At 65.1% G+C, this 22,904-nt stretch carries 19 protein-coding genes; 16 read left to right on the top strand and 3 right to left on the bottom strand.

The window, feature by feature from the left end; all coding sequences use genetic code 11:
* Positions 1 to 321 precede the first annotated feature (321 nt).
* Together AC07WS_RS16050 and AC07WS_RS16045 are read left to right on the top strand one after the other, a co-directional pair.
* Positions 322 to 3,447: a TonB-dependent receptor gene (locus AC07WS_RS16050; RefSeq protein WP_494730056.1), complete on the top strand. Its 3,126-nt coding sequence runs from the start codon at positions 322 to 324 to the stop codon at positions 3,445 to 3,447.
* Between the two features lie 137 nt (positions 3,448 to 3,584).
* On the top strand, positions 3,585 to 5,822 hold the full coding sequence (locus AC07WS_RS16045; protein ID WP_494730055.1) for a DUF3141 domain-containing protein: 2,238 nt from the start codon (positions 3,585 to 3,587) through the stop codon (positions 5,820 to 5,822).
* Here AC07WS_RS16045 and AC07WS_RS16040 read toward each other — a convergent pair whose 3' ends face one another.
* The gene (locus AC07WS_RS16040) at positions 5,823 to 6,278 is read right to left on the bottom strand and encodes a GNAT family N-acetyltransferase (protein ID WP_494730054.1); all 456 of its coding nucleotides are present in this window, start codon (positions 6,276 to 6,278) and stop codon (positions 5,823 to 5,825) included.
* A 44-nt stretch (positions 6,279 to 6,322) separates the two neighbouring features.
* Between AC07WS_RS16040 and AC07WS_RS16035 the strand changes: the two genes are divergently transcribed.
* From AC07WS_RS16035 to AC07WS_RS16010, 6 genes are all read left to right on the top strand, one after another.
* Positions 6,323 to 6,898: a helix-turn-helix domain-containing protein gene (locus AC07WS_RS16035; protein ID WP_494730053.1), complete on the top strand. Its 576-nt coding sequence runs from the start codon at positions 6,323 to 6,325 to the stop codon at positions 6,896 to 6,898.
* A 34-nt stretch (positions 6,899 to 6,932) separates the two neighbouring features.
* Positions 6,933 to 7,958, top strand: coding sequence for a tRNA dihydrouridine(20/20a) synthase DusA (dusA, locus tag AC07WS_RS16030; protein ID WP_494730052.1), 1,026 nt, complete (start codon positions 6,933 to 6,935; stop codon positions 7,956 to 7,958).
* Between the two features lie 347 nt (positions 7,959 to 8,305).
* The gene (locus AC07WS_RS16025) at positions 8,306 to 10,054 is read left to right on the top strand and encodes a methyl-accepting chemotaxis protein (RefSeq protein ID WP_494730051.1); all 1,749 of its coding nucleotides are present in this window, start codon (positions 8,306 to 8,308) and stop codon (positions 10,052 to 10,054) included.
* Positions 10,055 to 10,157: 103 nt separating this feature from the next.
* A complete protein-coding gene (locus tag AC07WS_RS16020; RefSeq protein ID WP_494730050.1) occupies positions 10,158 to 10,496 on the top strand; it encodes an energy transducer TonB in 339 nt (112 codons plus the stop codon).
* Positions 10,497 to 10,562: 66 nt separating this feature from the next.
* Positions 10,563 to 10,910, top strand: a complete 348-nt coding sequence (locus AC07WS_RS16015; protein WP_494730049.1) for an energy transducer TonB — start codon at positions 10,563 to 10,565, stop codon at positions 10,908 to 10,910.
* Positions 10,911 to 11,048: 138 nt separating this feature from the next.
* Positions 11,049 to 11,435 (top strand): hypothetical protein, encoded by a 387-nt coding sequence (locus AC07WS_RS16010; protein WP_494730048.1) that lies wholly within the window; start codon positions 11,049 to 11,051, stop codon positions 11,433 to 11,435.
* 20 nt (positions 11,436 to 11,455) lie between these two features.
* On the opposite strand, the gene AC07WS_RS16005 is transcribed toward AC07WS_RS16010, so the two are convergent.
* Positions 11,456 to 11,791: a hypothetical protein gene (locus AC07WS_RS16005; RefSeq protein WP_494730047.1), complete on the bottom strand. Its 336-nt coding sequence runs from the start codon at positions 11,789 to 11,791 to the stop codon at positions 11,456 to 11,458.
* A gap of 87 nt (positions 11,792 to 11,878) precedes the next feature.
* Positions 11,879 to 12,016 carry a hypothetical protein gene (locus AC07WS_RS16000; RefSeq protein ID WP_494730046.1) on the bottom strand — a complete coding sequence of 46 codons (138 nt, stop codon included), beginning with the start codon at positions 12,014 to 12,016 and terminating at the stop codon, positions 11,879 to 11,881.
* Between the two features lie 95 nt (positions 12,017 to 12,111).
* Here AC07WS_RS16000 and AC07WS_RS15995 point away from each other — a divergent pair, with 95 nt between their 5' ends.
* The 8 genes from AC07WS_RS15995 (at position 12,112) to tssG (ending at position 22,904) form a co-directional block, all read left to right on the top strand.
* Entirely contained in the window at positions 12,112 to 12,750 is a 639-nt protein-coding gene (locus AC07WS_RS15995) for a hypothetical protein (protein WP_494730045.1), read from the top strand.
* Positions 12,751 to 16,698: a hypothetical protein gene (locus AC07WS_RS15990; RefSeq protein WP_494730044.1), complete on the top strand. Its 3,948-nt coding sequence runs from the start codon at positions 12,751 to 12,753 to the stop codon at positions 16,696 to 16,698.
* A gap of 252 nt (positions 16,699 to 16,950) precedes the next feature.
* Complete coding sequence (gene tssB / locus AC07WS_RS15985) at positions 16,951 to 17,484, top strand: type VI secretion system contractile sheath small subunit (protein WP_494730043.1); 534 nt, start codon at positions 16,951 to 16,953, stop codon at positions 17,482 to 17,484.
* Positions 17,485 to 17,535: 51 nt separating this feature from the next.
* The gene (gene tssC / locus AC07WS_RS15980; RefSeq protein WP_494730042.1) at positions 17,536 to 19,029 is read left to right on the top strand and encodes a type VI secretion system contractile sheath large subunit; all 1,494 of its coding nucleotides are present in this window, start codon (positions 17,536 to 17,538) and stop codon (positions 19,027 to 19,029) included.
* A gap of 76 nt (positions 19,030 to 19,105) precedes the next feature.
* Positions 19,106 to 19,591, top strand: coding sequence for an Hcp family type VI secretion system effector (locus AC07WS_RS15975; RefSeq protein ID WP_494730041.1), 486 nt, complete (start codon positions 19,106 to 19,108; stop codon positions 19,589 to 19,591).
* Between the two features lie 73 nt (positions 19,592 to 19,664).
* Positions 19,665 to 20,123, top strand: a complete 459-nt coding sequence (gene tssE / locus AC07WS_RS15970) for a type VI secretion system baseplate subunit TssE (RefSeq protein WP_494730040.1) — start codon at positions 19,665 to 19,667, stop codon at positions 20,121 to 20,123.
* A gap of 25 nt (positions 20,124 to 20,148) precedes the next feature.
* The gene (tssF, locus tag AC07WS_RS15965) at positions 20,149 to 21,900 is read left to right on the top strand and encodes a type VI secretion system baseplate subunit TssF (protein WP_494730039.1); all 1,752 of its coding nucleotides are present in this window, start codon (positions 20,149 to 20,151) and stop codon (positions 21,898 to 21,900) included.
* Entirely contained in the window at positions 21,888 to 22,904 is a 1,017-nt protein-coding gene (gene tssG, locus AC07WS_RS15960; protein WP_494730038.1) for a type VI secretion system baseplate subunit TssG, read from the top strand. The genes tssF and tssG overlap by 13 nt, the downstream gene beginning before the upstream one ends.

Here is a 22,904-nt window from a genome sequence, read left to right as displayed (position 1 = left end):
TATTCTGATGTAAAAATAAACGTTGTTTTGTTGATGAAATTTAGAATGCGCAATTGACACTATTTTAGCCCGCGTGGTTTTATCGATGCTTGAGCTTGCCTTGCGTGGCGCAAGCAAGCTTCAACGGGGTCGCCGAACAGGCGCTTCCGTGACTGGAAAAAGTTGGGGCAAATATAAAACAAGCTGGTGGCGGTCGGACGTGCTTACCCACGTACCGGCCGTCAACCAAGCTTTTTCTAAATCGGAAATCGGGAAAATCACATGTTAAGAAAAACTGTCATTGCTCGCGCGTTAACCATCGCCTTTGGCACGGCGGTCGTTATGGGCGGCGTTGTTCAGCCGGCCATGGCGCAGTCGAATGCCTCCGGCATCATCTTCGGTACGGTGGAGTCGCCTGCGGGCAGCTCCATCACGATGACCAATACCGAGACCGGCCTGAAGCGCAGTATCAGCGCCGACGCCAGCGGCCGCTATTCGGCCACCAATATCCCGGCCGGCCACTATCGGGTCGACCTGGTCCGCGACGGCAAGGTGGCCCAGACCACTGAAGTCGACGTGCTGGCAGGCCAGGGTACCAACGCCTCGTTCAGCGCCGTGGTGCAGACGGTGCAGGTGACCGGGCGCCGCAACCGCATCGACGTCTCCAACACCAACAACGGCGCCGTGTTCACCGCCAAGGAACTGGCCAAGCTGCCGGTCCAGCAGACCCTGAACTCGATCGTGCTGCTGGCGCCGAACACCACCAAGGGCGACTCGGCCTACGGCAACACCGCCTCGTTCGGCGGCAGCGGCCAGTCGGAGAACGCGTTCTACCTGAACGGCTTCCCGATCACCAACTCGCTGTCGCAACTGGGCGCGATGGAACTGCCGTTTGGCGCCATCCAGCAGGCGTCGGTGATGACCGGCGGCTTCGGCGCGGAATTCGGCCGCTCCATCGGCGGCGTGCTGAGCGTGACCTCGAAGAGCGGCACCAACACCTGGGAAGCGGGCGCCACCTACAGCGTCCAGCCCAACGGCCTGCGCGCCAAGCGCCAGAACCTGTACTACCCGGTCACCGGCGACAAGAACAACGTCACCACCGATGGCAAGCTGGACAATCGTTACGATACCCGCAGCATCACCGCGAACCAGTACGGCGCCTACGTCGGCGGCCCGATCATCAAGGACAAGCTGTTCATGTTCGCGGCGTTCGACCAGACCATCACCAAGGATTCGTACATCGGCGTCACCTCGGTCACCAATCCAATCACCATCGGCCAGCAGGGCTTCAATTCCAACCGCACGTGGGACAACCGCTGGTTGGGCAAGCTGGACTGGAACATCACCGATAACCACCGCCTGGAGTTCACCAGCGCCGGTAACAGCAACCATACTCGCTACCAGAAATACGGCTTCGCGCTGAACCCGAACAACCCGAACGCTGCGGCGATGCTCGACGGTACCCCGACCAGCAATCTGTACAACTCGGCCACCGGCAAGAATCTGGGCCCCACCGATCCGGCCTATGCGAACCAAACGCCGGGCGCCGTGCTGAACATGCTGAAGTACACCGGCCAGGTTACCGACGACCTGAGCATCAACGCCCTGTACGGCAAGATGAAAACCGACCGCGGCACCAGCTACGAAATCGGCGGCGCCTACACCGGCAGCACGGCCGGTCTGCCACCGAGTATCGGCGTGACGTCCGCGGCCAACCAGTGGCCACAAGTTCCGTCCAGCCTGTATCGCAACTACAACGTGTTCAATGGCAGCCGCGCCACGCCGGGCTCCGATGAGGTCAAATCCGGCCGTCTGGACCTCGAATACAAACTCGGCACCCACCTGCTGCGCGCCGGTATCGATTCGAGCAAGATGCAAACCGTCAGCGCCGGCTATGCGACCAGCGGCGGCTCCTCGTGGACCTACCGCTTCGTCGGCATCGGCAAGGCCAACCAGCCGGTGCCGCTGTCGGGTTCCCGTCCCGGCGTGGTCGCCAACTTCGGCGGTTCCGGCGTGGATGGCTACTATGCCCGCCAGAGCATCTTCAGCTCGATCACCGATGCCTCGGCCACCCAGTCCGCCCAGTACATCGAGGACAAATGGCAGGTCACGCCGAAGGTGCTGGTCACCGCCGGCCTGCGTAACGATGCGTACAGCAACTCGAACGGCGACGGCGAGAAGTTCATCGACATGAAGAACGAAATCGCGCCACGTCTGGCCGCTTCGTGGGACGTGAACGGCGACGCCTCGCTGAAGATCTACGGTAGCGCTGGCCGCTATTTCCTGCAACTGCCAACCGGCGTTGCCGCCCGCGCAGCGAGCCGCTCGACGCTGACCACCCAGGACTTCACCTACACCGGCGTGAGTGCAACCAACGGCGCGCCGCTGGGCCTGAATCCTATCAACGTGCCGGTCTCGGTGGACGGCGAATACGGTACGCTGAAGAATCCACGCGCGGTGGTGATGGCCGACCTGAAGCCAAACTACCAGGATGAAATCACCCTGGGCTTCGAGAAAGCCTACAGCCCCGACCTGAACTTCGGCGTCAAGGCGACCTACCGCAAACTGGGCGCCGGCATCGACGACAGCTGCGACACCCGTCCGCTGTACGCCTTCGCGCTGGCGCACGGCATCGAAGTGCACGGCACGCAGTTCATGAACTGCTTCATCTACAATCCGGGCAAGGACGTGACGGTATGGGTCGATGGCCACGACGCCAACGGCAATCCGCTGGTGACCGGCAAGGGTCAGCTGGCGCACTTCACGGCCGCCGAAATCGGCGAACCGAACGCGGAACGCACCTACGCCGCACTGGACTTCTTCCTGGAGCATCCGCTGCGCAACGGCTGGTATGGCAAGCTGTTCTACACGCTGTCGCGTAGCAAGGGCAACATGGAAGGCCAGACCCGTTCCGACACCGGCCAGAAGGACGTCGGCACCTCGGCCGCTTGGGACTTCCCGGAGTTCGCTCCGGGTAACAACGGCGAGCTGCCCAACGACCGCAAGCATCAGCTGAAGGCGTACGGCTTCTACCAGCTCACGCCTGAGTGGTCGGTCGGCGGCAATGTGCTGATCCAGTCCGGTCGCCCGGTCGTTTGCCTGGGTACCAATGACGCAGCGGACGGCGGTACGGATCCGGCCTACCCGAACGGCATCAACTATGGTGGTCCCGGCTATGGCGCCGAGTACTTCAACTGCGGCGGCATTCCACGGCCACGCGGTTCGATGGGCCGCCTGCCTTGGGAAAAGCGTCTGGACCTGAACCTGGTCTATGCGCCTGCCTATGCCAAGGGCCTGGCGGTGAAGGTGGAAGTGTTCAATGCGCTGAACGCCCACAAGCCGTTGTCGCAGCTGGCAACCTACGACGATGGCGACAGCACGGTGATCGATCCGCGTTACCATCAGTACGACACCTTCCAGACCCCGCGCTCGGCCAAGTTCACGGTGGAATACAACCACAAGTTCTGATCCGCGTGTAGCCTGACGAAACCGCAGCTTCGGCTGCGGTTTTTTTTTGCGCGGCCGCCGCGCCGGTTTCGTTTGCGTTTTTATATCCGCTGCGGTACTTTGGTGCATGCCAGCATAAACCGCAGGGAGGAAGTTCCGTGAGCGACGACCAGACCAAGCCGCAGCCGCAATGGCCCGGCCATCCCTTTGCGTTGGCCCAGCAGGCGACCGACTATTGGATCGACGCCTGCCAGCGCAGCGTGCTGTTCATGGACGTGCTGCGCCAGCGCGGCGACGAGCGCAACCATCGCGACGAGCAGCCCGCGCCGCATGTGCTCAGCTTTGAATTCGAGACCATCCTCGACGGCCGTCACCTGGAGCGCCCGGTCAACTACGGCCTGCTGTACATCACGCCGCCGGACGGCATCGCGCCCGATCCGCACAAGCGGCCCTTCATCGTGTTCGACCCGCGCGCCGGCCACGGCCCCGGCATCGGCGGCATGAAGCAGGACAGCGAGATCGGCGTGGTGGTCAAGGCCGGCCATCCCTGCTACTTCGTCGGCTTCCTGCCGCAGCCGGTGCCGGGCCAGACCATCGAGGACGTGTGCCGCGCCGAGGCCCAGTTCATCGCCAAGGTGGCCGCGCTGCACCCGCACGCCGACGGCAAGCCCGCGCTGATCGGCAACTGCCAGGCCGGCTGGCAGATCATGATGACCAGCGCCTTGAATCCCGACCTGGTCGGCCCGCTGGTGCTGGCCGGCGCGCCGCTGTCCTACTGGGCCGGCGTGCGCGGCAAGAACCCCTTGCGCTACCTGGGCGGCGTGCTCGGCGGCACGTGGCTGACTGCGCTGGCGGGCGACCTCGGCAACGGCATCTTCGACGGCGCGCAGCTGGTCGCCAACTTCGAGAAAATGAATCCGTCCAACACGCTGTGGAGCAAGAACTACAACGTGTATTCGAAGATCGACACCGAGGCCCAGCGCTTCCTGGAGTTCGAGCGCTGGTGGGGCAATCCGGTGCTGCTGAACGCCGGCGAAATGCAGTACATCGCCGACTCCCTGTTCGTCGGCAACCGCCTGAGCGACGCGGCTCTGCTCGACAGCAACGGCCACCGCATCGACCTGCGCAACATCAAGTCGCCGATCGTGGTGTTCTGCTCGTGGGGCGACGACATCACGCCGCCGCAACAGGCGCTGGGCTGGGTGCTGGACCTGTACGAGGACGACGCGGCGCTGGTGGCCGGCGGCCAGACCATCATCTACTCGATGCACCAGAGCATAGGCCACCTGGGCATCTTCGTCTCGGCCTCGGTGGCCAACAAGGAGCACGAGGAATTCACCGCGGCGATGGACATGATCGACGTCATGCCGCCCGGCCTGTACGAGGCGGTGTTCCTCGACAAGGACGAGGAGATGCTGCAGGCGGAGATCGCCGCCGGCGACATGGCGGGCGGCGACTACGTGATGCGCTTCGAGCGGCGCGGCCTGGACGCGCTGCGCGCGCTGGGCGGCAACGATGCGGAGGACGACCGCCGCTTCGCCGCCGTGGCGCGCGTATCGGAAATCAACACCGGGCTGTACCGCACCTACGCCAGTCCGCTGGTCAAGGCCATGGTCAGCGAGGCCAGCGCCGAGCAGCAGCGCGAGTCGCATCCGCTGCGGCTGCGCTACCGCATGTTCTCCAGCAAAAATCCCCTGCTCGACGGCATTCCGGCGATGGCAGAGAAGGTGCGCGCCGAGCGCCGCCCGGTGGCGCCCGACAACGTCTTCCTGCAGATGCAGGAGGCGATGTCGCAGCAGATCGTCGAAGCGCTGGACCGCTACCGCGACCTGCGCGACCAGGCCACCGAAAACATCTTCCTCGGCGTGTACGGCTCGCCGCTGCTGCAGGCGCTGGTGGGCCTGCGCACCGACGGCGGCCGCCCGCGCCGCATCGGCCGCGACATCGCGCGCGAGGCGGCGCTCAGCGCGCACCGCGCGGCGGCCGCCCTGAAGACGGCGGAAGGCGGCGTGACCGAAGCCATCATCCGCGGCCTGCTGTACATCTACCGCAGTCCGGAAATGAGCGCGGCCGACGAACGCGCTTTCGCCACCATCCGCCAGCTGCGCCTGCGCACCTCGGACGACAAGGAACTGAGCGTCACGCATTTCAAGACCATCCTGCGCGAGCAATACCTGATGCTGCAGGTGGACGAGGAGGCGGCGATGCGCGACCTGCCGCTGCTGCTGCCGGCCTCGCCGGAAGCGCGCGCGGCGGCGCTGGCCATCGTGCGCCAGGTGGCCGGCGCCACCGGCACGCTGACCGGCGACGGCGCCGTCCGGCTGGAGCGGGTGGTGGCGGCGTTCGAGGCGCGCGTGCCCAAGCTGGCGGTGGCGGGCAAGCGCGGCAAGGTGTGATCAGCGGCGCAGCGGCTTGCGCATGAACACGCTCAGCGGATCGTCCGGGTAGCCGCCGTAGGGCGCGCAGCGCTGGAAGCCGTGGCGTTCGTACAAGCCCAGCGCCTCCGGCTGGGACGGGCCGGTTTCCAGCACCATCTCCGGACAGCCCTGGTCCAGCGCAGCCTGCTCCAGCAGGGCCAGCACGCCGCGCGCCAGTCCCTGGCCGCGCGCGGCCGGCTGCACATACATGCGCTTGATCTCGCCATATTCGGCGGTCAGCACGATGGCGCCGCAGCCGACGATGGCGCCGGCCGCGTCGCGCGCCACCGCGAAGCGCACATGGGGCTGCATCAGCGACGGCAGGTCCAGCGCGTACACGCTTTCCGGCGGATACAGGGACAGCTGGTAGGCGTCGAGGTCGGCGATCAGGGCGATGACTTCCGGCTGGTCGGGGGATTCAAAGGCGATGGACATGGCGGACATTTTAGTGGACGTAAAAATCCAGTATAATGGATTTCATGGACATCAACAAACTTATCGCCAGCCGCGTGCTGGCACTGCGCGACAGCCGGGGGCTGTCGCTGACCGCGCTGGCCGAGCGCAGCGGCGTGAGCCGCTCGAATATTTCGCTGATCGAGCGCGGCGAAAGCAGCGCCACCGCGACCGTGCTGGACAAGCTGGCCGGCGCGCTCGGCGTCACCCTGGCCGCGCTGTTCGAGGCGGGGCAGGGCGAGCCCAGTCCGCCGTCGCCGCTGCGGCGGGCCGCCGACCAGCCGCTGTGGACCGATCCGGCGTCGGGCTACGTGCGGCGCCAGCTGTCGCCGCCGCTGCGCTCGCCGCTGCAGCTGGTGGAGGTGGTGTTCCCGCCGGGCCAGCGCGTGAGCTACGAGCAGGTCGTACGCGAGTCCGACGTCCACCAGCAGATATGGCTGCTGGAGGGCACGATGGACATCGCCGCCGGCGACCGGCAATGGCGGCTGGAGGCGGGCGACTGCCTGGCCATCCGCGAAGACCAGCACATCAGCTACGCCAATCCTGGCAAGCACCCGGCGCGCTATCTGGTCGGCCTGGTGACGCTGCCGTTTGCGATATAATGTCGACCCCCAAGCGATTCCCATAGTTGCCGCCATGACCATCATCACCCTGCCGACCACCGACACCGCGCCCGTGAAAGCGAGCCGCCGCCTGTCCGTCGCGCCGATGATGGACTGGACCGACCGCCACTGCCGCGTGTTCCACCGCCACATCAGCCAGCACACCTGGCTGTACACGGAGATGGTCACCACCGGCGCCCTGGTCTACGGCGACGTCGAACGCCACCTGCGCTTCAACGACGAGGAGCATCCGGTGGCGCTGCAACTGGGCGGCAGCGACCCGGCCGACCTCGCCACCAGCGCCAGGCTGGGCGAGCAGTGGGGCTACGACGAAATCAACCTCAACTGTGGCTGCCCGTCCGAGCGCGTGCAGAAGGGCGCGTTCGGCGCCTGCCTGATGGCCGAGCCGCAACTGGTGGCCGACTGCGTCAAGGCCATGCGCGACGCCGTCAGCATTGACGTCACCGTCAAGCACCGCATCGGCATCGACCAGACCGAAAGCTACGACTTCGTGCGCGACTTCGTCGGCACCGTGGCCGAGGCCGGCTGCAAGACCTTTATCGTGCACGCCCGCAACGCCATCCTGAAGGGCCTGTCGCCCAAGGAGAACCGCGAAGTGCCGCCGCTGAAGTACGAATTCGCCTACCAGCTCAAGCGCGATTTCCCTGACTTCGAAATCATTATCAACGGCGGCATCAAGACCGAAGCGGAAATCGACCTGCACCTGCAGCACCTGGACGGCGTCATGCTGGGCCGCGAGGCCTACCACAATCCCTTCGTGATGGCCGGTTTCGACCAGCGCTACTACGGCGACACGCGCGCGCCCAAGAGCCGCGAAGACGTGCTCGAAGCCATGATCCCCTACATTCAAGCCCAACTGGCCCAGCACGGCGCCCAGGGCTTGAAAATCAACTCCATCACCCGCCACATGCTGGGCCTGATGACGGGCCTGCCCGGCGCCCGCGCATTCCGCCAGGTGCTGTCCGATTCCAAAAAACTCGCCCTCGGCGACCCCGCATTGCTGCGCGAAGCGGCGGCCCGTCTACGTATTGCTGCGTAGTACACAGCACAAACTGGCGTTTCTGGCAAACAATATATCGGACTGTTGGTATTTCCACGCAGAAAGTTCGTTTGCGTATTTTTCGGGCAGTTTTTGCTTGCTTTGAGGCAAAATTTGCATCTATAATTCCTGAATATACACACATATCCACCGTTATTCTCCGTTTGTATATTGCGGTAAAACTACATGCAAGCAGCTGGTGGAGCCGCTAATTTTGCATTCGCAGTCATTGTTTGCTACTGTCATATAAGATTACCTAGCAGCAAGGGCCGGGTGGGTTGGGTCGTGCACGAGACGAGACTATCCAGGGCACTCTTATCAACTGTGTCACTTACGAAGAAGACGAGATGAATTTAGCAAAAATGAAAGTCGGAACGCGCCTGGGTCTTGGATTCGCGCTGGTTCTTTTATTCCTGGTGGCTGTGACCGCCGTCGGTATCTTCCGCATGGCACAGATTCAGGATCGTCTGGATCACGTGATCACGGTGAACAACGTGGTGTCGCGCCTGGTGGTCGACATGCGTTCCAACGTGGGCGACCGCGTGACCTCGCTGCGCATCCTGACCCTGATGACCGATGCCGGCGACATGGAACCGGAAATGAATCGCATCAAGGAATTGGCCGCCAAGTACGCCGATGCACAAAACAAATTGAGCTCGCAGTTCGCCGTGGAAGCCACCGCTGAGGAAAAAGCGTTGCTGGCAACGGTCAAGGAGCAGGAAGCGGTCGCCATGCCGGCCATCGCCAAGGCGTCCGAACTGTGGCTGGCCAATAAGGCCGAAGAAGCGACCAAGGTCCTGATCAAGGAAATCCGTCCGGCCCAGAAAAAATGGATGGCCGCACTCGATCAGCTGGGCACGCTGGAAGACAAGCTCAACGCGCAGGTGCAGACCGACGCCGCCTCCGGCTTCTCGGCCGCCCGCAGCTTCATGATCATCATGGGCGTGCTGGCCGTCGCGATCTCGGTCGCCGCCGCCTACGTCATCACCCGCGGCCTGCTGAAACAGCTGGGCGGCGAGCCGGACTACACCGCCTCGATCGCCGGCAGCATCGCCAACGGCGACCTGTCGATCGCCATCGACACCGACGGCAACGACAAGGACAGCCTGCTGTCCGAGATGAAGGAAATGCGCAACAGCCTGGTCGACATCGTGGGCCAGGTCCGCTCGGGCACCGAGACCATCGGCACCGCCTCGCGTGAAATCGCCGCCGGCAATATCGACCTGTCGTCGCGTACCGAAATGCAGGCCAGCTCGCTGGAGAAGACCGCGTCGGCCATGGAAGAGCTGACCTCGACCGTGAAACAGAACGCCGACAATGCCCGCGAAGCGAACCGCCTGGCCTCGGACGCGTCGGACGTCGCCATCAAGGGCGGCAAGGTGGTGTCGGAAGTGGTCAACACCATGAGCTCGATCGACGCCTCGGCCAAGAAGATTGTGGACATCATCGGCGTGATCGACGGCATCGCCTTCCAGACCAACATCCTGGCGCTGAACGCGGCGGTCGAAGCTGCCCGCGCCGGCGAACAGGGCCGCGGCTTCGCGGTGGTGGCGTCGGAAGTGCGCAACCTGGCCCAGCGTTCCGCTGGCGCCGCCAAGGAAATCAAGATGCTGATCGACGACTCGGTGGAAAAAGTCGGCGCCGGCACCAAGCTGGTCGGCCAGGCCGGCGTGACGATGGACGAAGTGGTGGCCTCGGTGCGCCGCGTGACCGACATCATGAGCGAGATCGCCAACGCCAGCCAGGAACAGAGCGCCGGCATCGAGCAGGTCAACCACTCCATCATCGAGATGGACAGCATGACCCAGCAAAACGCCGCGCTGGTGGAAGAAGCCGCCGCCGCCGCGCAAAGCTTGCAGGACCAGGCCGCCGAACTGTCGCGCGTGGTCAGCATCTTCAAACTGGTGGAAGGCGAGGAGCGCGTGTCGGCTCCGGTGTACCAGCCCGCCGCCGTCAAGGCAACGGTCAAGCCGATCGTGGCCCGCGCTCCTGTCAAGAAACTGGCCTCCGCGCCGGCGCCTGCCGCAGCAGCCAAACCGAAGAAAGTCGCCTCGGCCGCTAGCGCAGCCGGCAGCGATGAGTGGGAAGAGTTTTAAAACTTTGCCGCAGTCTGCCGTCGCGCTTTTGTGCGGCACATAGGCCCGCTGTGGGTTTCGATAAACCAGTTATTAATAATAATTTAGTTGGGAAATTGTATAAATGAATAAGTTTTCGACCAGTGTATTCGCCGCCGTCATCCTGTCCGCCGCTTCGACCGCCTTTGCCGGTGAAGTGCCTGCATCGCTGGATGCCAAGAACTGCAAGGCTGAATATCCTAAAGCATCGCTGATCAATGAAGAGCAGGGCGACGTCACCATGTCCTTCCTGGTGGCGGCCGACGGCAACGTCGTCGAATCGAAGGTCGAGAAGTCGAGCGGCTTCAAGAATCTGGACCGTGCTGCGATCAAGGCCCTGAGCGCTTGCAAGTTCAAGCCGGGTACCAAGGATGGCGCCGTGGCCCAGACCTGGACCAAAGTCGACTACAGCTGGAAGCTGTAATCAGTGTCAACGAGGCCGTGCGGCGACGCGCGGCCTGAGTGCCGGATACATACACTTGGGGAAATCATGTCTACAAATAAGCGTTGGTTAAGTGTGATCGCAGCAGTGCTCGTGTCGAGCGCACCGGCAGTGTACGCTGCCGAAGTCCCGGCCAGTTTTGATGCCAAAAACTGCAAGGCCGAATACCCGAAAGCGTCGTTGATGAACGAAGAGCAGGGTACGGTGTCGATGTCCTTCCTGATCAAAGCCGACGGCACCGTGGCAGATTCCAAGATCGATAAGAGCAGCGGCTTCAAGAACCTGGACAAGGCGGCCATCAAGTCCCTGAGCGCTTGCAAGTTCAAGCCGGGCACCAAGGACGGCGCCCCGGCCGAAACCTGGACCAAGGTCGACTACGCCTGGAAGCTGGACTAATTTCCTTGAAGTATCAAAAAAGGAACCGTATGCGGTTCCTTTTTTTTCGCCTGTGGCAACCGATGTAACAAGCTGTAATCGGGCTCCGGCAGCGCCGCGCTTCCTTATATAGTAAGATCAGAAACTAGGAGGAGTGCCATGAAAACCATCATCGCCGTTGCCGCCGCAGTGGCGGCCCTGACCGGGTGCGCAGTCCAGCAGCCCGGCTATTACGCCACCACCACCAGGGTAGTCCAGGACCCTTACCAGTGGCACACCGTGGAGGTATCGCCGTCGGATCGCGGGTATGCCAGCGCTTCGTCGACCACCACCTACGAGGAAATGCCGGCCCCCAGCTCGCGCGTAGTCTACGTCAGCGAACCGGCCTACACCACGACCTACATCCAGCCGGCGCCGGTCTACTACGCCCCCGCGCCCGCTTACTACTACCCACCGGTCAGCATCGGCCTGGACTTCTCGTTCGGCCACTGGTGCTGCGGCGGCCACTATCGCGGCTGGGGCGGACGCGGCTACCACCGCCGCTGACCGCCGCAAGCGCGCCGCGCTCAGCCGCGGACGGATTGCGCGTGCGACAGCGTCAGCCTGCGATGGATGCCGGCCATGAAGGCCGACGTCTTGAAGCGGCCGACCAGCGCGGTGACGACGCAATAAAAGCTGCAATAAATGTACACCGGCACCATGACACTGGTGCCGGTGGCGGCGATCACCGTGTTGCAGCGGCTCACCAGTTCGCTCACGCCCACCAGCGATGAAGCGCTGGAGGCGATGAAGGAAATCAGGAACACATTGATCCACGTCGGGATGAACAGCGGCGCCGCGCCGATGTCGCCGCGCCGCCATGCGCGGTGCGCCACCACCAGGCTCTCGGACGTGAACGACAACGGCGCACACCGCGATGAAGATATTCCACAGGAAGCCCTGCAGCAGAACGGGCGTCCACGTCAGCAGGAAGCTCAGGGCCTCGTTGTTCATGGCCGCTCCGCCGCCGGCGGCCAGGCTTTTTCGGCGTAGTTGAACAGGCTGTCGTTCTCGAAGCCGACCACCTCGCCCTGCGCGTTGAGCGAATTGTAGGGGCTGAAGTCGGTCTTGACGCCGACCCGCAGCACGCCGTTCCTGCGGATGGCGTCCAGCGCCGGGCGGCCGATTGCCTTATCAAGCTGCTCATGTTATTGTCAGCCGACCTTGTCCTCCCGAGGCATCCATGCTGCATCCACTGGCCAGCCTATGGCGCCATTCCAGCCGCGTCACCTTCTATGAATCTGGCGGCCAGGCCGGGCAGGCATTGCTGCAAGGAGGCGGGCGGATGCAGGGCGCGCGGCGCCGCTTCTCCTCGTCCGACGACGCCTACACCTACCTGCGCTACTGGCTGGGCGAACCGGCCGCGCGCGCCGAACTCAAGTGGATACTGCAACGCTCCGGCCCCTCGCTGGCGACCGCCCACGCGGGCGTGGACGGCTGGCTGCACGCGCTGGCCGGGCGCCTGATGAGCGGCGCCGTCATCGTGCTGGAGGAACTGAGCAGGCAAGCCCAGCCGGGCCGGCTGGTGGCGCCGTCCAGCGCCGCTGTGGCGGCCGCCGCGCTGTCGTCGCTGCCGGCCTTGAGCGAGGTGCCGGCCATCCCGGCCGCGCCCAAGCTGCTGCCGGCGCTGGAGGACATCCGCATCGAAGGCGCGGAAGTGCTGCCGGAGCTGAACCAGGCGCTGGCGCAGGTCGACGCGACCATCGCCACCGTGGGTTCGGCCTCGCTGTCGCTGGAGCCGGCGCCGTCCAAGGTGGCGGCGATCAAGACCGCGCTCACGGACGCCACCTCGCGCACCACGTCCACGCTGGGCGCGCTGTAGATGAAAGTCATCGACCACTCCATCGAGGTGCTGCCGCAATGCCCGGTCAACATCGGCAAGGCGGTGCAGAAGGCGGCCGACACCATCGTCGAGCAGGGCAAGACTTTCGCCACGGAAGTCACCGCCACCGCCGCCTCGCTGAACCAGGACATGCAGAAGGTGGCCGAGCAGATGAAGGCCATTCCGGACCTGCTCAATCCGCAACCCATCGTCGACTGCTGCACCGGCGTGCTGGAGCAGGCGGCCGGCGACCTGCGCCAGTTGGCCAACGACGCCGCCGCCATCCCGCAGCGCCTGCTGGCGCAGACGGCCGGCGTGCAGACGGTGATCGCCTCGGCCAACCAGGCCGTCGAAGCGATGAGCACGCTGCTGCCCGAGCTGTCCGGACTGGTGCCGGACTTCGGCGCACAGATGACCTTCTTCAACAGCCTGCCGGGCCGGGGCCAGGCGCTGGCCGATCTGGCCAAGCGCACCGGCGCGATGGTCGAGCAGTACGGACGCGATCTGCTGCCGCTGTCCAGTCAGTTGAAGCAGCTGGCCGCGATGCAGAGCGGGGCCGGCAACGACGCGGTGCAAGCCGTGCTGGCGCGCGCCGAGGCGCTGCAAGCCGACAGCCTGGCGCAAGTGAAGGCGTTGCGCGATACGCTGGACGGCAACGTCAGCGACCTCGACGCGGCAATGCAGGACGCCACCGCGCAAGCCACGCAAACGATCAGTGGCGTGTCCGACCTGCTCGACGAGAAAGGCAATGCGCTGTTGGCGCCGTTGCAGGCGCAGATCGATTTGGTGGACAACCTCAACAGCGCCCTGGGCGATGAGGCGCGCAACTGCGACGCGCTGTTTGACGAAGCCACGTCGCAGCTGAGCCACCTGAGCGATATCCTGATCAAGCCGCTGGCGGCGGCGCGCTCGCAGGTCGATCTGGTCATCGATCAACTGGCCGCGGCGGCCGCCACGATAGACGGCATGGTGAAGAAGGCGATGGAACCGCTGGACGCGCTGGAGCAGCGCGTGGAAGCCATCAAGCAGGCCTTGCAGGAAGTGCTGGACGCCATCCGCGCCGAGGTGGAGACGGTGCTGCAATTGATGGCCGAGCTGGACGAGGAAGCGGAAAACGCCAAGACCACCCTGCGCCAACTGCCGGAGAACTTCGTCCCGGTGCGCACCATGATCGCGGACGCCATCGCCATGCTGGAGCAGGTGAAGAGCAACATACCCGCGTTCGTCTCGGAGGCCAACGGCACGCTCGACGCGGCCTCCAGCGAGCTCGATCAGGCCGATGGCCTGTGCACCGGCGCGATAGAAATCTGCACCCGTTACATGATGAAGGCGCCGCCGCTGATGATGGCGCGCACGCTGTTCGTCGGCATCAAGGCCATGATCCCCGGCGTGAAGACGGCGATCGCCAGCGCGCGCACGGCCGTGAAGGCGGCCGGCGACCAGGCCACCGGCTTGATGGAGCAGGCCATCACGCTGGTCGATTCCTTGAACCCCTTGCTGGACCAGGCCATCGCCAAGGTGCAGGAGGCGATTGACGCGCTCATCAACTTGCTGGAACAGATGCAGGCGGCGTTGAAGCAGGTCTCCGACGCCGCCGAAAAAATCCCGCCGCTGATGCAGGAGCAGCTGGACAAGGCGGGGGAGGCGGTGCAGCAGGTGCTGGACAAGGTGCGCGACGCCGCCGAGCAGTGCCTGGCCAAGCTGCAATGCGAGCCCTTGGTGCAGCGCTTGCAGCAGGAACTGTCGGATCTGCTGGACCGCACCTTCAAGCCGCTGGAGGCGCAGATACAGGCCGCCGGCGCACCTTTGCAGAATGTGCTGCAGCAGGGGAAGGCGGATGTGGGCAAGGCGGCGGCGATGGCGCAGGATGGATTGGGCAAGCTCAGCGCGGCGCTATCGTCGGTGAAGCAGCAGGCCATGCAGCCGCTGCAGAAGTTGACCGATACCTTGGGCGCCGCGCGCGGGCAGGTGGACTCGGTGAGCGGCTCGGCGCGGCAGCAGGTGCGGCAGGCGGCGGACCAGGCCTTGTCGTATGTGGACCAGGTGTCGCAGGCGATCTCCGGCTTGAACGTGCGCGCGGTGGGCGACCAGATCGCGCCGTATGCGCAGTTCTACGATGACGTGGCGGGGACCTTCAACCAGCTTCAATCGCAGGTGCAAAGCGCCGCCGACGTGAGCGCCACCGTCAACAGCTGGAAGGCCGAAGCGCAGCAGGCCGCCAACGATTTGCTGGACCGCGCACGGCAGGCGGCGGACGAGGCGCAGCAAGGCGTGAACGAGGTGCAGACGGCGGCCGACAACACCGCGTCCGGCGCGCAGAGCGCGGGCGAGTCGATGAGCGATAGCCCGGTGGCGGAGCAGGTGCAGGCGTCGTTCGACGGCATGAAGCAGGACGCGCAGAGTGTGGCGGCGGATTCGGATGCGGCCTTGGCCGACATGTCGGGCTCGCTGGACGATGCGCAGAAGGAATCGGATACGGCGATGGAGCCGTATGCGCCCGATCCGGACGCCGTGCTGGCCGATGTGAAATCGGAAGCGGACAAGGCGGAGCAGGCGGCCAACGCGGCCAAGGAATCGGAGCAGGCGCTGGCGGCGCAGGTGGTGGCCAGCGAGAAGGATGTGGGCGCGGCGGCGGACGACGCGGCATCGCGCACGACGGCGATGAAGGACGAGGCGCAGGCAGGGATCAACAAGACGGTGGCGCAGGTGGAGTCGGTGCAGGCGCAGGTCAACGCGGCGCGCAGCGAGGCGATCAAGGCGGAGGCGATCGTCGATGCGGAAGTGGTCAAGCACGGAGGCACGTCAGCCAATGCCGACGCCGCCGCGAAAGCCGCTGCCGATGCTGCTACTGCGTCCGCGCCAGCCGCCGCGGCCGCCGCTGCCGCAGCCGATGCCGCATCCAGCGCCACCGGTGCGCCAGCGACCGATGCCGCAACGGCAGCCACTGGTGCGTCGACTGCGGGTGCCGCAACCGCCACCAGCGCGGCAGCCGGTGGTGCCGGAGCCGCCGCCAGCGCACCAGCCGGTGATGCCGGAGCCGCCGCCAGCGTGCCAGCTACAGATGCGCCAGCAGCCGCTGCCGCAACAGCCGCCGGTGCCCCAGCTGCTGGTGCCGAAACCGCCGCCTCCGGCGCACCGGCCACAGATGCGCCAGTCGCCGATGCCGCCACCGCTGCGCCGGCAGTCGATGCAGCCACTTCGCCAGGCGCGACCGGCGGCAAGCCCGCAAGCGCGTCACCTGCAGATGCCACCGCAACGCAGAAAATCGAAACGCCATCAGCCGCCGCGCCAACGCCTGACGGCACAAAAGCCAAAGCCCCGGCAATCGACGCGCCCGTCGCGGACGCGCCAAAAGCTGTCGCCCCAACAGCCAAATCGCCAGCAGCGGACGCACCCGAAGTCGCCATTCCTGCAAGCGCCTCGCCGGCTGCGGACCTTGCTCAAGGCGCGGCGCCGCCATTCAAAATGCCGATTAGCGACGCGCCAAAAAGCGCTCCGGCGACCGTCGCCGCATCGGCCGCGCCCGCGCCCGCAACGCCGCGTGCGCCCGCGACCGCAGCGCCAATGGAAGCTTCCGCCACACCAACGGTCGATCCTGCCAAACCGCCTTCATCATCAGCACCAGCGCAGCAAGCTAAATCCGCTACCGCCATGCCCGCAGCACCAGACGCGGTAACTGGCAAGATGCCAGCACCCCCCGGCGTTGCAAGCGCCGCGCCCATCAAACCCGGCATCAAAGAACTCGACCCGCTCGCCGCCAAGGACGCCGCAAGCAAAGCCGTCGCCGACCACGCAGCGATCGATCCCGCCGCAGTCCAAACTCTCGCCGACAAACTCAAGGCCGCCAAGCAGGCCGCTGAAAAACTGCCCGCACACGATCCGAGCTCAGCACTACAAAACTTCAAAGATGCAATCCCACCACCTGCAACCACGCCACCTGCCAGCTGAAAACAAGGTCACGAATTTGTCATATTGATCTTCCTCAACATCGTCGCAAAAATTTAACAAGATAAATTTTTAAAAAGCTTGTTCGTTAAAGACTTTACATTTATTATCAATTGAGTATCGGAAATCTTTGTACCTATCAATTACGTTGCGGCGCAACGAGTGGTGGTGTCATGAGAAGCAGCTTCGTGCTCAGTCCGCCTGTTTTTGAAATACGTATCGTCGGCCGCTAGTCACCATAATGTGAGGATGTGAATGTCAGATAGCTTACAAAAATGGGTAGGACGCAATCGTCCCCCACGTGTGCAAATCACGTACGACGTCGAAATCGGTGACGCCACTGAAAAAAAAGAGTTGCCTCTGGTGGTGGGCTTGTTGGCCGATCTGTCCGGCCAGCCGCTGGTGCCGCTGCCCAAACTTAAGGCCCGTCGCCTGATTGAAATCGACCGCGACAACTTCAACGAAGTCATGAGCAAGATCGCCCCCCGTCTCGACATCTCGGTGCCGGACACGCTCAAGGGCGAAGGCAATCTCAAGGTGGAACTGAACTTCGTCGAGTTCGACCACTTCCATCCCGAATCCATCGTCGCGCAAGTGCCGCGCCTGGCCAAGCTGCTGGAAGTGCGCCAGCAACTGCGCGACTTGCTGGGCAAACTCGATGGCAACGATGAGCTCGACGCGCTGCTGGAAAACATCGTCCAGAACACGCAAGAGCTGAAGACCCTCAAGGACCAGGAACCGGCCGCCGACGCGGCGCCGCCGGCGGACGCGGAAGCGACCCCATCCTGATAGCGCGCCGTGTGCGTGCTTCCCCTCATCGACCACAGAGAGAGCTAAATCATGGCTACTAGTCAATCCGCCAAGGGCGGCGCCAAGTCGACGGAATCGGCCGGCGAACTGAGTTTGCTGGACCGCATCGTCCAGGAAGGCAAGATGGCGGTCGAACCGTCGCAAAGCGCCTACGCCAAAAAACTGCTGGGCCAGTTCGCCACGCAGGTGCTGGACGAAGGCATGAAGACCGCGCCCGACAAGGGCGTGGTCGCAATGATCAACGAACGCGTGGCCGAGATCGACCGCATCCTCAGCGACCAGCTCAACGCCATCATGCACCACGAGGAGTTCCAGAAGCTGGAAAGCTCCTGGCGCGGCCTGCACGACATGGTGTACGGCACCGAAACCGGCCCGACCCTCAAGCTGCGTCTGCTGAACGTGTCGAAGAAGGAGCTGCTCAAGGACCTGGAGAGCGCGGTCGACCACGACATGAGCGTGCTGTTCAAGAAAGTCTACGAGGAAGAGTACGGCACCTTCGGCGGCGCCCCGTATTCGGTGCTGATCGGCGACTACTACTTCGGCCGCCACCCGCAGGACATCGCGCTGCTGCAGCGCCTGTCCAAGGTGGCCGCGGCCGCGCACGCGCCGTTCATCACGGCCGCCGCGCCATCGTTGTTCGACATGACCGAGTTCACCGACCTGGGCGTGCCGCGCGACATGTCGAAGATCTTCGAAAGCGCCGAGCTGGCCTCGTGGCGCGGCTTCCGCGAATCGGAAGACTCGCGCTACATCGCCATGGTGCTGCCGCGCTACTCGGCGCGCCTGCCGTACGGCGCCAAGACCAAGCCGGTGGAGAGCTTCAGCTTCGAGGAAGACGTCGACGGCCGCGACCACAGCAAATACCTGTGGGCCAACTCGGCCTACCAGCTGGGCCTGCGCATCACGGACGCCTTCGCCAAGCACAGCTGGACCACCGCCATCCGCGGCGTCGAGGGCGGCGGCAAGATCGAGGGCATGACCGCCCACACCTTCAAGACCGACGAGGGCGACGTCGTGCTCAAGTGCCCGACCGAGGTGACCATCACCGACCGCCGCGAGAAGGAGCTCAACGACCTCGGCTTCATCGCCGTGGTCAACTCCAAGGGTTCGGACTTCGCCGCCTTCTTCGGCGGCCAGACGCTCAACAAGCCCAAGGTCTACAACATGGACGCGGCCAACGCCAACGCGGCGCTGTCGTCGCGCCTGCCGTACGTGCTGGCAGCCTCGCGCTTCGCGCACTACATCAAGGTCATCATGCGCGACAAGGTCGGCAGCTTCCAGACCCGGCAGAGCGTGGAGAACTACCTGAACACCTGGCTGAGCGGCTATGTGCTGCTCAGCCAGAACGCGACGCAGGGCGAGAAGGCCCGCTTCCCGCTGGCCGAGGGCCGGGTCGACGTGACCGAGAAGCCCGGCAAGCCCGGCGCCTATTCGGCCACCGTCTTCCTCAAGCCGCACTTCCAGATGGAAGAACTGACCACGTCGATCCGCCTGGTGGCCGAACTGCCGGCCGCCATCGGTTGATGCCCCGCTGTACTCACTGATGTCCCCGCCCATCCGGCGCAGCCGCCGGGTGGGTCCCTAAAATTTGGAGCCAGCAATGTCAGACGTACTTATTCTGGATTTGGGCACCACCATCGTGGGCAACTGCATGGTGACAGGCTACGCCGCCAAGATCATCGTGCTGTCGTACTCGCACAGCGCCTCGATGCCGCTGCAGATGGATGCATCGAACACCGAGCGCACTTCCGGCCGTCCGGTGTTTTCCGAAATCTCGTTCTCGAAGATGTCCGACCTGTCGACCACGGAGATGTACAAGGCCTGCACCCAGGGCACCAAGATCGGCGTCGCCAAGCTGCACGTGGGGCGGGTGGAGAACGGCAACTACATGAACTTCTTCACGTACGAAATGACCAACGCCATGATCTCGAACATCAGCACCTCGGGCGGCGGCGGCATTCCGTCGGATTCGTTCTCGATCAACTTCACCAAGATCAAGTGCGACTACACCCAGCAGCAGGCCGATTCGACCTCGAAGGGCACCGGCACCTGGAACTGGAACCTGGAGACGATGAAAGCGGATTGATGCGGCATGACGGCGGCCGCCCGAGGGCGCGCCGCCGCTCGTCCCATCATGAGCGCTGCTCGTGCAGAACACTATGTCTAAAGCCCTCACGGCGTCGCTTGTTCCGCTGTTCGACCGGTTGAGCGGCGTGGCGCCCGCCTCGCCGGACGGCAGGCTGCTCGATGGCGGCGGCTTGCAGCACTCGCTGCAACAGGATCTGATGCGGCTCTTCAACGTGCGCAACGCGCTGACCATCCGCGAGTATCTGGACGGCGATCCCACCGTGCTCGATTACGGCCTGCCTGACATGCTGAGCCTGTCGCCGCAGTCGGACCAGGATTTGCTCGTCTGGTCGCAGGTGCTGGAGCGCAGCCTGGCGCTTTACGAGCCGAGGCTGTCGCACGTCAAGGTGGACGTGAGCGCCGATCCGGCCAAGCCGGTTGGCGCGCGCGTCGCCATCGCCGCCGTGGTGCTGCTGGGGCAGCAGATGTGCCGTGTCAATTTCGATGTCGCGCTGGATGCCCGTTCAGCCGCAATGCAGGCGGCCGCATGACGGTCGGGCAGCTGGAGGCCATGCCGTGAGCGACGATATCCTGGAATACTACCGGCGCGAGCTGTCCTACCTGCGCACGCAGTCGGCCGACTTCGCGGCGCGCTATCCCAAGGTGGCGCAGCGGCTGGTGCTGAGCGGTGGCGAATCGGCCGATCCGCACACCGAACGCCTGATCGAATCGGTGGCCTTCCTGACCGCCCGCGTGCACCGCGACCTCGACCGCGATTTCCCCACCATCGCCGGCGCCATGCTGGACAACCTGTGCCCGAGCCTGACGCAGCCGGTACCGGCCATGACGGTGGTGCGCCTGACGCTGGACTCGTCGCAGGGCAAGGTCATGGCCGGCATGCCGGTGGCGCGCGGCGCCATGCTGTCGACCACCGCCGCCAGCGGCGAGAACTGCCGCTTCCAGGTCGCATGGAACACCACGCTGTGGCCGCTGCAAGTGGCTGCCATCAAGATGGAAGACACGCGCACCTTGCGCCTCGACCTGCGCTGCGACGCCGGCCTGGACGTCTCCGAGCTGGAGCTGGACCGCCTGCGCCTGCACCTGTCCGGCGACCTGATGACGACCATGCCGCTGCACGAGTTGCTGATCAGCGGCCTGGAGCGCATCGACCTGCTGGCCGGCGGCGGCCAGCTGCACCGCCTCGGCCCCAACAGCCTGAGCGAGGTGGGCTTCGACGAGAACGAAGCCATCCTGGCGCAGCCGGCGCACGCCCATCCGGCCTACGCGTTGCTGCAGGAATATTTCGCCTTCCCGCGCAAGTTCCAGTTCTTCGATTTGAGCGGCCTGCGCGGCCTGCTGGGCGCGGGCGAGGGCTTCTCGCTGCGCTTCGTGTTCAACCGCAGTGCGCGCGTGCTGTCGCAGCTCAGCGCCGACAACTTCCTGCTCGGCTGCGTGCCGGCCGTGAACCTGTTCCCCGTCACCAGCGAGCCGATCCGCCTGCACCGCCGCCACTACGAATACATGCTGGTGCCCGACTACCAGCGCGAGGCGGTGATGGAGGTGCATTCGGTGGTCAAGGTCACGGCCTCCGACCCGCGCGCCGAGCGGCCCAGCATCATCCCCAGCGTGTTCGCCGAATCGGCCGCCGACGCCGGGGACGCCAAGGTGTTCTGGTCGCTGCGGCGCGAGATGAGCCTGCGCAAGGGCATTACCGGCACCGACGTCTACCTGAGCTTTGTCGACCGCAGCGACGTCCACAGCATGCCGGACGAGCCGGTGGTGTACGCGCAACTGCTGTGCACCAACCGCGGCCTGGCCGAGCAGATCGCGCCCGGCACGCGCTTCTACGGCGAGGGCATCTCCACCTCGACCGATATCCGCGCGCTGTATCCGCCCAGCGCGCAGCGCCCGCCGGTGATGGAGGCCAAGGCCTTGTGGTCGCTGGTGGCGCTGCTGCGCCTGAACCACCGTTCGCTGGTGGACGGCACCACCGGCGTCCAAACCCTGCAGCAGATGCTGATGCTGTTCGCCGGCGACAGCGCGCGCGACCAGGCGCAGGTGCGCGGCGTCAAGAGCATGGCGGCGTCGGTGGCGACCGCGCGGCTGGGCGTCGACACCTGGCGCGGCCACTGCCGCGGCACCGACATCGTGCTGGAGTTCGACGCCGACGCCTTCGTCGGCACCTCGCCGCTGGTGCTGGCCGGCGTGCTGTCGCGCTTCTTCGCCCTGTACACCTCCGCCAATTCCTTCGTCCGCCTGGCCGTCACGCGCGGCGGCGAACCGTGGATGCAGTGGCCTGCCATGAGTGGACGCCAATGTCTGATCTGATGTCGCTATTGCGGGACGACCCGCATGCCTTCGATCTGTTCCAGGCGATCAGCATCCTGGAGCGCGGCGCGCCCACGCGCGCGCGGGTCGGCACCTCGGTCGGCATGGACGAGGCGCTGCGGCTGGCGGCGCAGGTGGACCTGGCGTTCGCGCCCAGCGACGTCAGCGGCCTGCACGAGAGCAAGCAGCCCGGCCCGCCGCTCACATTGAAGTCGCCCGTGCTGACCTTGGCCGGCTCGCAAGGCCCGCTGCCGATGCCGTTCACCGAGCTGCTGATGGAGCGCCGCCGCGCCCGCGACCTGGCGGGGCTGGAGTTCCTGGACATCTTCAACCAGCGCCTGCTGGGCTTTTTGTACCGCAGCCGCCGCAAGCACCACCTGGCGCTGAGCACGGACAGCATCAACCGCGCACCCATCGTGCGCAGCCTGGACGCCTTGTCCAGCCTGGGCCGCGCCGAAGGCGTGCGCGGGCCGGACGGCCAGCAAGCCTGGCTGCGCCACGCCGGATTGCAGGGCGCAGCGCCGCGTTCGATGGCCTCGCTGCTGGCCGTGGTGCGCGACCGCATGGGCGTGCATTTCAGCGGCAAGCAATTCGTCGGCGGCTGGCACGCGCTGGCGCAGTGCGACCGCGCCCAGTTGCACGATCCCGGCAAGCCGGCGCCGATGACGGCGCGGCTGGGCATGGGGGCCTGCCTCGGCGCGCGCGCGTGGGATCAGGGCGCCGGCCTGGCGCTGGACGCGCCGCCGCTGCCACCGGCGCAGTATGCCGCCTTGCTGCCGGGCGCGAAGAACAATTCGCTGTTGGGCTGGCTGGTGGCGCGGCATCTGCAGAGCGATATCCAGGTGCGGTTGCGGCTGGACCTGGCGCTGCAGCCGGCAACGCGCCTGAGTCCCGACGCCGAACTGCCGCCGCGCCTGGGCCTGAGCACGTGGTTGTGCAGCGCCGGCGCATCGGCCACGCGCTACCAGCCGGCCAATTTCCTGCTGTCGACGGAAGAGGATTGA

It is taken from the genome of Duganella sp. GW821-FHT01E12 (assembly GCF_059422325.1).
This window is presented reverse-complemented; position numbering and strand designations above follow the sequence as displayed.

Bases quoted from the DNA above. Each gene is read 5' to 3' on its own strand.
- AC07WS_RS16050 (WP_494730056.1), top strand. From the start codon at position 322: ATGGGCGGCGTTGTTCAGCCGGCCATGGCGCAGTCGAATGCCTCCGGC.
- AC07WS_RS16040 (WP_494730054.1), bottom strand. From the start codon at position 6,278: ATGTCCATCGCCTTTGAATCCCCCGACCAGCCGGAAGTCATCGCCCTG.
- AC07WS_RS16035 (WP_494730053.1), top strand. From the start codon at position 6,323: ATGGACATCAACAAACTTATCGCCAGCCGCGTGCTGGCACTGCGCGAC.
- dusA (WP_494730052.1), top strand. From the start codon at position 6,933: ATGACCATCATCACCCTGCCGACCACCGACACCGCGCCCGTGAAAGCG.
- AC07WS_RS16025 (WP_494730051.1), top strand. From the start codon at position 8,306: ATGAATTTAGCAAAAATGAAAGTCGGAACGCGCCTGGGTCTTGGATTC.
- AC07WS_RS16020 (WP_494730050.1), top strand. From the start codon at position 10,158: ATGAATAAGTTTTCGACCAGTGTATTCGCCGCCGTCATCCTGTCCGCC.
- AC07WS_RS16015 (WP_494730049.1), top strand. From the start codon at position 10,563: ATGTCTACAAATAAGCGTTGGTTAAGTGTGATCGCAGCAGTGCTCGTG.
- AC07WS_RS16010 (WP_494730048.1), top strand. From the start codon at position 11,049: ATGAAAACCATCATCGCCGTTGCCGCCGCAGTGGCGGCCCTGACCGGG.
- AC07WS_RS15995 (WP_494730045.1), top strand. From the start codon at position 12,112: ATGCTGCATCCACTGGCCAGCCTATGGCGCCATTCCAGCCGCGTCACC.
- AC07WS_RS15990 (WP_494730044.1), top strand. From the start codon at position 12,751: ATGAAAGTCATCGACCACTCCATCGAGGTGCTGCCGCAATGCCCGGTC.
- tssB (WP_494730043.1), top strand. From the start codon at position 16,951: ATGTCAGATAGCTTACAAAAATGGGTAGGACGCAATCGTCCCCCACGT.
- tssC (WP_494730042.1), top strand. From the start codon at position 17,536: ATGGCTACTAGTCAATCCGCCAAGGGCGGCGCCAAGTCGACGGAATCG.
- AC07WS_RS15975 (WP_494730041.1), top strand. From the start codon at position 19,106: ATGTCAGACGTACTTATTCTGGATTTGGGCACCACCATCGTGGGCAAC.
- tssE (WP_494730040.1), top strand. From the start codon at position 19,665: ATGTCTAAAGCCCTCACGGCGTCGCTTGTTCCGCTGTTCGACCGGTTG.
- tssG (WP_494730038.1), top strand. From the start codon at position 21,888: ATGTCTGATCTGATGTCGCTATTGCGGGACGACCCGCATGCCTTCGAT.